Source organism: Streptomyces laurentii (genome assembly GCF_040635425.1).
Taxonomy (GTDB): domain Bacteria; phylum Actinomycetota; class Actinomycetes; order Streptomycetales; family Streptomycetaceae; genus Streptomyces; species Streptomyces laurentii.
Genome location: NZ_JBEYHT010000060.1, coordinates 35,828 through 47,356, shown reverse-complemented (window position 1 = coordinate 47,356; position 11,529 = coordinate 35,828). Strand labels below are relative to the sequence as shown.

The 11,529-nt window shown below is 71.3% G+C and carries 10 protein-coding genes and 2 pseudogenes; 6 read left to right on the top strand and 6 right to left on the bottom strand.

Going from position 1 to position 11,529, the window contains the following annotated elements:
• Positions 1-120: pseudogene (locus ABZ693_RS29150) on the top strand (SOS response-associated peptidase); the annotation flags it as partial.
• Here the strand turns inward: ABZ693_RS29150 and ABZ693_RS29145 are convergent.
• From ABZ693_RS29145 to ABZ693_RS29125, 5 genes and pseudogenes are all read right to left on the bottom strand, one after another.
• A pseudogene (locus ABZ693_RS29145) lies at positions 91-741 on the bottom strand (potassium-transporting ATPase subunit C); the annotation flags it as partial. The pseudogenes ABZ693_RS29150 and ABZ693_RS29145 sit on opposite strands and share 30 nt — an antisense overlap.
• A gap of 6 nt (positions 742-747) precedes the next feature.
• Positions 748-2,850 (bottom strand): potassium-transporting ATPase subunit KdpB, encoded by a 2,103-nt coding sequence (kdpB, locus tag ABZ693_RS29140; protein ID WP_359883289.1) that lies wholly within the window; start codon positions 2,848-2,850, stop codon positions 748-750.
• 83 nt (positions 2,851-2,933) lie between these two features.
• Entirely contained in the window at positions 2,934-4,598 is a 1,665-nt protein-coding gene (gene kdpA, locus ABZ693_RS29135; protein ID WP_359883264.1) for a potassium-transporting ATPase subunit KdpA, read from the bottom strand.
• 7 nt (positions 4,599-4,605) lie between these two features.
• Complete coding sequence (kdpF, locus tag ABZ693_RS29130; RefSeq protein ID WP_359883261.1) at positions 4,606-4,695, bottom strand: K(+)-transporting ATPase subunit F; 90 nt, start codon at positions 4,693-4,695, stop codon at positions 4,606-4,608.
• On the bottom strand, positions 4,692-4,844 hold the full coding sequence (locus ABZ693_RS29125) for a hypothetical protein (RefSeq protein WP_359883292.1): 153 nt from the start codon (positions 4,842-4,844) through the stop codon (positions 4,692-4,694). The genes kdpF and ABZ693_RS29125 overlap by 4 nt, the downstream gene beginning before the upstream one ends.
• Positions 4,845-5,608: 764 nt before the next feature.
• On the opposite strand from ABZ693_RS29125, the gene ABZ693_RS29120 reads away from it, so the two are divergent.
• Entirely contained in the window at positions 5,609-6,388 is a 780-nt protein-coding gene (locus ABZ693_RS29120; RefSeq protein ID WP_359883259.1) for a GNAT family N-acetyltransferase, read from the top strand.
• A gap of 54 nt (positions 6,389-6,442) precedes the next feature.
• The gene (locus tag ABZ693_RS29115; RefSeq protein ID WP_359883257.1) at positions 6,443-6,994 is read left to right on the top strand and encodes a hypothetical protein; all 552 of its coding nucleotides are present in this window, start codon (positions 6,443-6,445) and stop codon (positions 6,992-6,994) included.
• 164 nt (positions 6,995-7,158) lie between these two features.
• Here the strand turns inward: ABZ693_RS29115 and ABZ693_RS29110 are convergent, their stop codons facing one another.
• Complete coding sequence (locus tag ABZ693_RS29110) at positions 7,159-9,006, bottom strand: APC family permease (protein ID WP_359883254.1); 1,848 nt, start codon at positions 9,004-9,006, stop codon at positions 7,159-7,161.
• Between the two features lie 248 nt (positions 9,007-9,254).
• Here ABZ693_RS29110 and ABZ693_RS29105 point away from each other — a divergent pair, with 248 nt between their 5' ends.
• From ABZ693_RS29105 to ABZ693_RS29095, 3 genes are all read left to right on the top strand, one after another.
• Positions 9,255-9,584: a PadR family transcriptional regulator gene (locus ABZ693_RS29105; protein ID WP_359883251.1), complete on the top strand. Its 330-nt coding sequence runs from the start codon at positions 9,255-9,257 to the stop codon at positions 9,582-9,584.
• A 2-nt stretch (positions 9,585-9,586) separates the two neighbouring features.
• Positions 9,587-9,961: a DUF1048 domain-containing protein gene (locus tag ABZ693_RS29100; protein ID WP_359883248.1), complete on the top strand. Its 375-nt coding sequence runs from the start codon at positions 9,587-9,589 to the stop codon at positions 9,959-9,961.
• Positions 9,962-10,089: 128 nt separating this feature from the next.
• The gene (locus tag ABZ693_RS29095) at positions 10,090-11,322 is read left to right on the top strand and encodes a serine hydrolase domain-containing protein (RefSeq protein WP_359883246.1); all 1,233 of its coding nucleotides are present in this window, start codon (positions 10,090-10,092) and stop codon (positions 11,320-11,322) included.
• Positions 11,323-11,529 lie beyond the last annotated feature (207 nt).

The following is an 11,529-nucleotide window of genomic DNA, read 5'->3' as shown; positions in this document are numbered from 1 at the left end:
CTGGTGGGCACCTTCGGGGTCGAGAAGTGGGACCCCGAGGAGACCCTGGCCCCCGACTGGAACGTGGCCCCCACCAAGGAGGTGTACGCGGTCCTTCAGCGCGATGTTGAGCTGGAGGACGTTGACGCGCGGCTCGCCGATGAAGCCGAGGATCCGGTCGTCGGTGTGGTCGGCGACCAGCTTGTCGACCTGGGCCACGGTGAGGTGGTTCCTCTCCGCGACGCGGTGGACCTGGAGTTCGGCGTACGCCGGGGAGATGTGCGGGTCCAGACCCGAGCCGGAGGACGTCACCGCTTCGGCCGGCACCTGGGACGGCTTGACCTGGTAGTCGGCGGTGGAGTTGTCCTTGAGCACGGCCGCCTTCGCCTCCTTCACCCAGCTGATCAGCTCGGCGTTGTCGGCGGAGCGGTTGGTGGCGCCGGAGAGGAGGAGCGCGTACTGGGTGTTGACGCTGTTGGTGCCGAGGCCGTTGGACGGGCGCGGCTGGAACCAGCGCAGGTCCGGGGCGGCCGTCTCCTGGCCTTCCTTGAGCGGCAGGTCGTACCGCTGTCCGATGAGCGCGGAGCCGACGACCTTCCCGTCGTCCTTGATCTCCGAGCCGTTGGCCTTGCCGGGGAAGACGAGCTGGGCGATCCCGGTGACGGCGAGCGGGTAGAGCACGCCGCACACCACCGTGAGGACGATCAGGGCCCGGAGGCCGGCCCAGAGCACGCGGCCCGTGTTTCCTACCGAGTTGTTCATCGTGGATCAGCCGATTCCGGGGATGAGGGAGAGGAGCAGGTCGATGATCTTGATGCCGACGAACGGGGCGACGAGGCCGCCGAGGCCGTAGATCCCGAGGTTGCGGCGGAGCATCGAGTCCGCGCTGGACGGCCGGTAGCGCACACCCTTCAGGGCGAGCGGGACCAGGGCCACGATGATCAGCGCGTTGAAGATGACGGCCGAAAGGATGGCGGACTCGGGCGACGACAGGCCCATGATGTTCAGCTTGTCCAGCGACGGATACGCCACCGCGAACATGGCGGGGATGATGGCGAAGTACTTCGCCACGTCGTTGGCGATGGAGAAGGTGGTCAGCGCGCCCCGGGTGATGAGGAGCTGCTTGCCGATCTCGACGATCTCGATGAGCTTGGTCGGGTTCGAGTCGAGGTCGACCATGTTGCCGGCCTCCTTGGCGGCCGACGTGCCCGTGTTCATCGCCACGCCGACGTCGGCCTGGGCGAGCGCCGGGGCGTCGTTGGTGCCGTCGCCGGTCATGGCGACGAGCTTGCCGCCCGCCTGCTCCCGCTTGATGAGGGCCATCTTGTCCTCGGGGGTGGCCTCGGCGAGGAAGTCGTCGACACCCGCCTCCTCGGCGATGGCCCGGGCGGTCAGCGGGTTGTCACCCGTGATCATGACGGTCTTGATGCCCATGCGGCGCAGTTCGTCGAACCGCTCCCGCATGCCGTCCTTGACGACGTCCTTCAGGTGGATGACACCCAGGACGCGCGCGCCCTTGGCGTCCTTGACCGCGACGAGGAGCGGGGTGCCGCCGGCCTCGGAGATCCGGTTCGCCAGCGTGTCGGCGTCCTCGGCGACGTGGCCGCCCTGGTCGCGTACCCAGGCGAGGACCGAACCGGCCGCGCCCTTACGGGTCTGCTTGCCGTCGACGTTCACGCCGGACATCCGGGTCTGGGCGGTGAAGGCGATCCACTCGGCGTGCTCGAGTTCGCCCTGGTGGCGTTCGCGCAGCCCGTACCGTTCCTTGGCGAGGACGACGACCGAACGGCCCTCGGGGGTCTCGTCGGCCAGCGACGACAGCTGGGCGGCGTCCGCGACCTCGGCCTCCGTCACGCCCTTGACCGGCACGAACTCGGCGGCCTGGCGGTTGCCCAGGGTGATGGTGCCCGTCTTGTCGAGCAGCAGCGTGGACACGTCGCCGGCGGCCTCGACCGCGCGGCCCGACATGGCGAGGACGTTGCGCTGCACGAGCCGGTCCATGCCGGCGATGCCGATCGCGGAGAGCAGGGCGCCGATCGTCGTGGGGATGAGGCAGACGAGGAGCGCGGTGAGGACGATCAGGGAGGTCTGCTCGTCGGCCCCCGCGTAGATCGCGAACGGCTTCAGGGTGACGACGGCCAGCAGGAAGACGATCGTCAGCGAGGCGAGCAGGATGTTGAGGGCGATCTCGTTGGGCGTCTTCTGCCGGGCCGCGCCCTCGACCAGGTTGATCATGCGGTCGATGAAGGTCTCGCCCGGCTTGGTGGTGATCTTCACGACGATCCGGTCGGAGAGCACCTTCGTACCGCCCGTCACCGCGCACCGGTCACCGCCGGACTCCCGGATGACGGGGGCGGACTCGCCGGTGATCGCGGACTCGTCCACGCTCGCGACGCCCTCGACGACGTCACCGTCGCCGGGGATGATGTCGCCGGCCTCGCAGACCACGAGGTCGCCGACGCGCAGGTCGGTGCCGGGGACCTGCTCCTCGGCCGTGCCGGACAGCCGGCGCGCGACCGTGTCGGTCTTGGCCTTGCGCAGGGTGTCGGCCTGGGCCTTGCCGCGGCCCTCGGCCACGGCCTCGGCGAGGTTGGCGAAGATCGTCGTCAGCCACAGCCAGGCGGTGATCGCCCAGCCGAACCAGTCCGAGGGGTGCAGGAACGCGAGGACGGTGGTGAGGACCGACCCGACCAGGACCACGAACATCACGGGCGACTTGACCATCACCCGCGGGTCGAGCTTGCGCACCGCGTCCGGGAAGGACGTGACCAGCTGCTTCGGGTCGAACAGACCCCCGCCGACCCGCCCGTGGGCGCGCTGGTCGCCGGAGGGGTCCCCGTGCGGAGAGGGGGCCGGATGCGTGGCGGACATGGCGTCCTCGTGATTCTTCGCGTCGTGATTCCGTACGTCGCGATCCGTTGCGTCGTTCGCGTCGTGTTTGCGTATGTCGTGTGTCATGCCGCGAGCCCTTCGGCGAGCGGTCCAAGGGCGAGGGCCGGGAAGTAGGTGAGACCGGTGATGATCAGGATCGTGCCGACCAGCAGGCCCGTGAACAGCGGCTTCTCGGTCCGCAGCGTGCCCGCGGTCGCCGGTACGGGCGCCTGCTCGGACAGCGAGCCGGCGAGCGCGAGGACGAACACCATCGGCAGGAAGCGGCCGAGCAGCATCGCGATGCCGACGGTCGAGTTGAACCACTGGGTGTCCGCGTTCAGGCCGCCGAAGGCCGATCCGTTGTTGTTGGCACCGGAGGTGTAGGCGTACAGGATCTCGGAGAAGCCGTGCGCGCCCGTGTTCGTCATCGAGTGCGGAGGCGTCGGCAGCGCCATCGCGAGCGCCGTGAAGCAGAGCACGAGCGCCGGGGTGATCAGGATGTAGCAGGCCGCGAACTTGATCTCGCGGGTGCCGATCTTCTTGCCCAGGTACTCGGGCGTACGGCCGACCATCAGGCCCGCGATGAAGACGGCGATGACCGCCATGATCAGCATGCCGTAGAGGCCGGAGCCGACACCACCGGGCGCGATCTCGCCGAGCTGCATGCCGAGCATCGCGATGCCGCCGCCGAAGCCGGTGTACGAGTCGTGGAAGGAGTTCACCGCGCCGGTCGAGGTCAGCGTCGTGGCGACCGCGAACAGCGAGGAGCCGGCGATCCCGAACCGGGTCTCCTTGCCCTCCATCGCCCCGCCCGCGATCTCCAGGGCCGGGCCGCGGTGGGCGAACTCGGTCCACATCATCAGCGCGGTGAAGCCGACCCAGATCACGGCCATCGTGCCGAGGATCGCGTACCCCTGCTTGAGCGAGCCGACCATCCGGCCGAAGGTGCGTGTCATCGCGAAGGGGATCACGAGTATCAGGTAGATCTCGAAGAGGTTCGACAGCCCGTTGGGGTTCTCGAAGGGGTGCGCCGAGTTGGCGTTGAAGTAGCCGCCGCCGTTCGTGCCCAGCTCCTTGATGACCTCCTGCGAGGCCACCGCGCCGCCGTTCCACTGCTGCGCTCCGCCGCTGAACTGGCCGACCTCGTGGATGCCGGAGAAGTTCTGGATGGCGCCGCAGGCGACCAGGACCAGCGCGCCGACCACCGCGAGGGGCAGCAGGACGCGGACGGTGCCGCGCACGAGGTCGGCCCAGAAGTTGCCGAGCTCGCCGGAGCGGGACCGGGCGAAACCGCGGACGAGGGCGACCGCCACGGCCATGCCGACCGCCGCCGAGACGAAGTTCTGCACCGCGAGGCCGCCGGTCTGCACGACGTGGCCCATGGCCTGTTCGCCGGAGTACGACTGCCAGTTGGTGTTCGCGACGAACGAGGCGGCCGTGTTGAACGCCTGGTCCGGGTCGATCGACACGAAGCCGAGCGAGCCGGGCAGCACGCCCTGGACCCGCTGCAGCAGGTAGAGGAAGAGGACGCTGACGGCGGAGAAGGCGAGCACTCCGCGCAGATAGGCCGGCCAGCGCATCTCCGTGTCCGGGTTCGCGCCGATCACCCGGTAGATCCACTTCTCGGGTGTGTAGTGCTTCTCCGAGGAGTAGACACGCGCCATGTAGTCACCGAGCGGCCGGTACGACAGACCGAGCGCGACGACCAGCGCCAGAAGCTGGAGCACTCCAGCGAGGACGGGACTCATCTCGGGCTCAGAACCTCTCCGGCTTGACGAGGGCGAGGATCAGATAACCCAGCAGGGCGGCGGCCACGAGAAGACCGACGATGTTCTCGGCAGTCACAGCTTGGCCACCCCCTTGGCGATGAACGCCACCAGCGCGAAGATCGCGACCGTGGCGAGGACGAAGGCCACGTCGGCCATCGTGAGCTCCCGGTGAGAAGGAAGAGAATCGAATACTCGGACACGACGAGCGAACCTCATTCCAGCCACGCCGCCGCTCCCGTTGACGCCCCCCTTACGCCGCGCCGCCTTCTCTTGACGCGTCCTCTACGTGACGGGGCCCGTACGGCGCCCCGGGCGGCCGGAACGCGGCGGTGGGACGCGTCGGCGGGACGTGTCGGCCGCGGGCGCGGAGCCGCGGGCGCAGGTCAGGGCGCCGGAGGGAGTACGGGGTGACGGCCGGATCGGCGGGGTCGCGACGGTCGATCCCGGCCACCGTCAGAGACCCGTCAATTCGGGCGCCTCGCTCCACTCCGGGCGGCCGGCCGGGGCTAGCGTTCCTCTCGGTCGCTCACCCCGACCGCGGGACGTCAGTGGCCTGATCGTCCCCTGGCCGCGGGGGCACGGCGGCTCTTCCCGTCCAGCTGACCGTGCCCCCGCTCCGCCAGCGCCGTTTCGGGACCGCCTTTCCCGGCCGCCGTGGCCGACTCCCCGTCAGTGAGGCGCAGGAGCGGGTCCGCCGGTCTTGTGGTCCCTCCCGCGCTCGGCTTCGATGGAGGACGCACCGCACGTGCCTCTCCCTCCCTCGGGCGCCCCTTCGGGCGTCCCGCCGACCGGTCGCCGCAACCCGCTCCCTTGGGGCGTCGTGACCCGCTTCCCCGTCCGGGCGGCCCCTCCTCTTCGCCCTCGTGTCCGCCCTCATCCGCCGGCCACACCACCGAGAGACCCGCACCGCGCAGGCGGACGCACCACGGCCGCCCGGCCGGCCGTCGCTCTTCCGTTTCCGTTCCGCCGCGTCCGTACCAGGAGTACCCGTGATCCCCCACGCGTCCCACCAGCCTCCCGCTCCCGCCCGTGTCTTCCTCTCCGGCGCTCCCGGCACCGGCGCCCTCGCCGAGCACGTCCTCGCCACCGGCCACGGCCAGTGGTGGACCGACCGGACCGAAGAGCCCCGCGTCGTCGCCGTGACCTGCGGCGGACACGCCCTTCTGGCCGGGAATCCCGGCGCCGTCACCCCCGGCCGGCTGGCCCCGCTCGCCGGGCACTACATCGAGGCAGCGGACCGTTTCCTCCCGGTGCTCGGCGCCGCCTTCGGCCACCTCCATCCGTGGGAGCGGATGCTCTACGTACACCGGGCCGAGCCCGTCGTACCGCGCGTCCCCCACGGGGTGACCGTGCGCCGTGTCGTCCCCGGGGACGCGGGCGCGCTGGCCGCCCTCGACCCCGCGGCGGCCTGGCTCCACGGCACCTGGGGCAGCCCCGCCGCCCTCGCCGGGTCCGGCCTGGCCTGGGCCGCCTTCCGCCGGGGCCGCGTCCTCGCACTGGCCTGCACCCGCTTCGCCGGCAGCCGCTACGAGGACGTCGCCTGCGCCACCGGACCCGACGAACGCCGCCGGCATCTCGCCCTGGCCTGCGTCACCGGGCTGACCGCCGACATCGCGGCGCGCGGCCGGCGCGCCAGCTGGACCTGCTCACGCGACAATCGCCCCAGCCGGCTGCTCGCCTGGACCGCCGGCTTCCGGCTGACCCGCGAATACGTCCACTTCGCCGCCGGGCCCGTCAACCACGCGTCAAAGTTGGCGGACGCCGCATAGGAACCGCGTCAAACCCTCCTTTCCGGGCCCGACCAGGGCTTTAGCGTGCGCGCCATGGAGCAACGATTCGTCCCGCCGCACCGGCCCGGTGAGCGCGCCGCCCGCGCCCGTGTCGTCCACGACGTGCGGTGGGCGCGGGACGCCGGGGCCGCCGCCGGCTGCGCCGGGCTGCTGCTCGTCGTGTCCCTGGCCGTGGAGGCGCTGACCGGCGGGCCGGATCTGCCGGACACGCTGCTGTGGGCTGCCCTGTCCGGCGCGCTCTTCGTGGTCCTCCTGCCCGCGCGGGTCGTCGCCGCACCGGGCCGGGTCAGCGTGCGGGGCGTCTGCGTCCGCCGGACCGTACGGACCGACCGGCTCGCCGCCCTCCGCTGGTCCGACGGCATCGAGCGGGGCCTCGACCTCCGTGACACGGACGGCGGGCACGCGCGGATCGAACTGCGCGTCCTCCTGGCCAATCCGCGCCTCTGGCTGCTCCTGGAGACCGACGCCCGCGCCTGTGCCGGCAACGGCACCCTGCTGAAGGGAATCGGTGATCTCGACCGGCTCGCCCGGCGGATCGAACGGGACACGGCCCGGTCGGTGTTCACGGTCTCCGGGCTCGACTGACCCGGCAGGCCGGCGCCGTCCGTCTGTCCGTCCGGGCCGGGGACTCGTCGCCAAGCCTCCGCCCGGTGCGGCGCGGGGTGAGCACCGGGCGGAGGCGTCCTTGGCGGATCCGGGCGGGGCCGATGGGGCGGGCGGGGCGGGCGGTCGGGACGGTGGTCCGCCCGTCAGCAGCGGAAGCGGAGCCGGCACACGACGGCATCGGTGTCCCCGCGGACGGCGTGCGCGACGACCGCGCCACGCTGGTTCTGCAGCAGCCGCTGCCACAGCCGCTCGGGCTCGGCCTCCGGGATGAGGACGGTGATCTGGGTGTCCGGGTACGCCTTGGCCAGGTGACGTACGTAGGCGGTGATCGGTCTGCCGAGGGAGCGGCGCTCGGAGGGCAGTCGTACGAGGGCGACGCCCGGGTTCCACAGGGCCCAGTCGCGGGCGAGGGCGTCGGCATGCGCCCGGTCCTCGGGGTCGGGGTGGCAGACGGTCACGGCGCGGACTTCGTCGCCGAGGGACACGGCGGCCGTCAGGGCCTTGCTGGTGACCAGGGTCAGGGAGGAGACGGGGACCAGGACGAGGGAGCGGGCCCGGTGCGGTGGCTCGGGGATCCGGCCGACGCCGAGACGGTCGGCGATCCGCCCGTACGCGCGGTGGACGAGCTCGAAGAGCGCGACGAGCAGCGGCAGCGCGATCACGATCAGCCAGGCGCCGTCGTGGAACTTGGTGGCGGTGACGACGACCGCCGCGACCCCGGTGAGCAGCGCGCCCACGCCGTTGAGCAGGGCCTTGCCCCACTGCCGGGCGGCCCGCCCGTGCAGGACCATGCCGGTCTGGGCGAGCGTGAAGCCGACGAAGACGCCGATGGCGAAGAGCGGGACGAGGGTGTTGGTGTCGCCGCCGGAGAAGACCAGCAGGCCGGCGGAGACGACGGCGAGCCAGACGACGCCGTGCCGGTGCACCTGCCGGTCGGCCTTGAGACCGAAGACGTGCGGGACGTAGTCGTCGCGGGCGAGCAGTTTCAGCAGGACGGGCAGTCCGCCGAAGGAGGTGTTGGCGGACAGCGCGAGCAGCACCATGGTGGCGAACTGGACGACGTAGAAGACCGCGTTGTGGCCGAAGGACGCGTCGGCGAGCTGGGCGAGGACGGTGACGCCTTCGACCGGCTGGAGGCCGAAGCGGGAGATCAGGACGGACAGGCCGATCAGCATGACGCCGAGGAGCGCGCCGAGGGCGACCTCCGCGCGCTGGGCGCGGCGGGCGGCGGGGGCACGGAAGGACGGGACGGCGTTGGCGATGGCCTCGACGCCGGTCAGGGCCGAGCAGCCGGAGGCGAATGCCTTCAGCAGGAGCAGGGCGCCGACGCTGGTGGCGTTGTCGGCGAGGACGGAGGCGTGCCCGGCGGAGGCCGCGGTGGAGACCGGCGCGTCGCGGAAGAGCCCGACGGTGATCATGACGAGGATCGCGCCGACGAAGACGGCGGTCGGGACGATGAAGGCGCGGGCCGAGTCGACGATGCCGCGCAGGTTGATCGCGGTGATCAGGGCGAGCACGCCCAGGCAGATCCACAGCCGGTCGCCGTACAGGCCGGGGAAGGCGGAGGTGAGCGCGGCGACGCCGGCGGTCACGGCGACGGCCACGTTGAGGACGTAGTCGAGGACCAGGGAAGCCGCCGCGACCAGGCTGGTGCGGCGGCCCAGGTACGTCCGGGCGACCGCGTACGAGCCGCCGCCGTCCGGGAAGGCCGCGACGACCTGCCGGTACGAGGCGACGAGCACGGCCAGCAGGCCGGCGATGGCGAGGGTGACCGGCAGGGTGAAGCCGAGCCCGTGGGCGCCGGCCGCCGCGAGGACGAGGACGATGGCCTCGGGCCCGTACGCCACGGAGGCCATGGCGTCGAGCGAGAGGGCGGCGAGCCCGGTGACGGCGGTCAGCCGGTGGCGCGCGTCGGGATCCGGGGGCTCCGCCGTCGTGGGCCCGGCGCCGTTCTCGGCGGTCGGGGCGGTCGGGGCGGGCAGCGTGGACATCGGGGGTCTCCTTGCTCGTCGGTCCGCTCAGGGTTTCCCCCGACTCCCCCGGATTCGGCTGTCGCTAGCGGATCCTTGGCGCCCGACGCCGGTGTCTTCACACGTTCTTGACGTGCCGACGGCACCGGGCTCCGAGCCCTCGCCGGCCGGCAGGCCAATCCACTCCTCAGTCTTGCTGAGTACCGGTAGTCAGCGTTACGGTGTACCGGTACTCAACAGCGCTTACTAGCGCGAGGAGGAGGTGCGCCATGGCCAAGCTGCTGACGGAGATGCTCAAGGGCACGCTGGAGGGCGTCATCCTGGCGTCGCTGGCCGGCCGGCCCGCCTATGGCTACGAGATCACCGCACGCCTGCGGGAGCAGGGGTTCTCCGACATCGCCGAGGGAACGGTCTACGCGCTGCTCACACGACTGGAGAAGCGCGGCCTCGTCGACGTGGAGAAGGTCCCCTCCGAGAAGGGACCGCCGCGCAAGGTGCACTCCCTCAACGGTCAGGGGCAGGAGTACCTCGAAGAGTTCTGGAGGACCTGGAGCTTCCTCGCAGAACGACTGGAAAAGCTCCGCGAAGGGGGACAATAGCCATGCCCGAGGACGAGAAGAACGGCATCCTCGCGAAGGTGATCGGCCCCAAGAAGCGCTGGCGCGCGTACAAGGCCCGGACCAAGGAGCTGCCCGGTGGCTACCGCGGCGCGGTCGAGGCGATCGAGCGGTACCTGATGCACTTCGTACCGACCGACGCCGAGAGCACCGCGTCGATGTTCGAGGACCTGGTCGACCTGTTCGAGCAGGCCGCCGCGGACGGTACGCCGATCCGCGAGATCGTCGGGGAGGACCCCGAGGAGTTCGTCGAGGCCTTCGCCGCGAACTACTCGGAGGACGGCTACGTCCCCGCCCGTGCGCGCAAGCAGCTGATCGACGACCTCGAGCGCGCCGCCGGTGACAGCACCGCGGTCTGACGCCGGGACGGGCGCGGACACGGGCGCGGACACGGGCGCAGGCACAGCACGAGCACGGCACGCACGACGCTGCGCGACAGGACGCGACGCGTCGGACTCGACGACCGGACACCCCAAGGAGATCGACGATGGGCACGAGCACGAACGGCTTCACCAAGACCGGGCTGCGCAGATTACGCGACGTACTGGAACGGCACGTCGCGTCGGGGAAGATACCCGGGCTCGTCGCCCTGGTCGGCCGCGGCAAGGAGACTCACGTCGAGGTGATCGGGACGATGCGTCACGACGGCGGCCCGCCGATGCGCCGGGACACCATCTTCCGGATGGCCTCGACGACCAAGCCGGTCGCGGTGGCGGCGTCGATGGTCCTGATCGACGAGTGCCGGCTGCGGCTGGACGACCCGGTGGATCCGTGGCTGCCCGAACTGGCCGGCCGGCGGGTCCTGAAGCGGGCCGGCGGCCCGCTGGACGAGACCGTACCGGCGCGGCGGCCGATCACCGTACGCGACCTGCTCACCTCCACCTGCGGGCTCGGGCTCGACATGACGGACCCGGGCTCCCCGATGATGAGCGCGCTCTTCGAGCAGGGGGTGTACGAGGGCGGATGGCTGCTGCCGGCACCGGACCCGGACGAGTGGATGCGCCGTCTGAGCGGGCTCCCGCTGCTGTACCAGCCGGGCGAACGCTGGCTCTACAACGTCAGCGACGACCTGCTCGGCGTGCTCGTCGCCCGGGTCTCCGGCCAGTCCTTCGAGACGTTCCTGCGTGAGCGCGTCTTCGAGCCGCTGGGCATGAAGGACACCGGATTCCACGTCCCCGCCGACAAGATCGACCGGCTGCCGCCGCTGTACGCCCCCGACCCGGGGACCGGAGAGTTCGTCGTGGCGGACGAGGCCGAAGGCGGACACCACAGCAGCCCTCCGGCGTTCGCGTCGGGCGGTGGCGGACTGGACTCGACGGCCGACGACTACCACGCCTACTTCCGCATGCTGCTGAACCACGGCCGGCACGGCACCCGGCGCGTCCTGTCCCGGCCCGCCGTCGAGCTGATGACCACCAACCGCCTCACGGCCGAGCAGCTGGCCGCCCGGGAGACCTGGGCACGCAACGCCGTCCACCTGTCGCACGGTCAGGGGCAGCACGGCGGCTGGGGCTTCGGGATGGCGGTACGCACCTATCGCGGCGACTTCGCGCCCGTCGGCCAGTTCGGCTGGGACGGCGGAGCGGGCACCACCACGTACGCCGACCCGGTCCACGGACTCGTCGGCATCCTGCTCACCCAGACCGGCATGTCCACGCCGGATTCGGCCCGGGCCATCAACGACTTCTGGACCACGCTCTACCAGGCGCTGGACGACTGAGACGGGCCGCAGGGACGACGGCCGTCGCGAAGAACCAGGCAGCCAGAGCGTCAAAGGTGACCCCGATCACCCCCTGCGTCAGGAGCCGATTGCTCCCCACGTCGTTCGCCAGGAAACCGTGGATCCGTCAGGCGAGTCACGGTAGTTCAACGCCAGCAACAAGGCGACGACCCCGCAGAGCCTTCAGCGGGAGTGCGACCTGCCCGG

Excerpts from the sequence above, each read along its gene's own strand:
- ABZ693_RS29105 (WP_359883251.1), top strand. The coding sequence starts at position 9,255 with ATGGCCAAGCTGCTGACGGAGATGCTCAAGGGCACGCTGGAGGGCGTC.
- ABZ693_RS29100 (WP_359883248.1), top strand. The coding sequence starts at position 9,587 with ATGCCCGAGGACGAGAAGAACGGCATCCTCGCGAAGGTGATCGGCCCC.
- ABZ693_RS29095 (WP_359883246.1), top strand. The coding sequence starts at position 10,090 with ATGGGCACGAGCACGAACGGCTTCACCAAGACCGGGCTGCGCAGATTA.
- kdpA (WP_359883264.1), bottom strand. The coding sequence starts at position 4,598 with ATGAGTCCCGTCCTCGCTGGAGTGCTCCAGCTTCTGGCGCTGGTCGTC.
- ABZ693_RS29110 (WP_359883254.1), bottom strand. The coding sequence starts at position 9,006 with ATGTCCACGCTGCCCGCCCCGACCGCCCCGACCGCCGAGAACGGCGCC.
- kdpB (WP_359883289.1), bottom strand. The coding sequence starts at position 2,850 with ATGTCCGCCACGCATCCGGCCCCCTCTCCGCACGGGGACCCCTCCGGC.
- ABZ693_RS29115 (WP_359883257.1), top strand. The coding sequence starts at position 6,443 with ATGGAGCAACGATTCGTCCCGCCGCACCGGCCCGGTGAGCGCGCCGCC.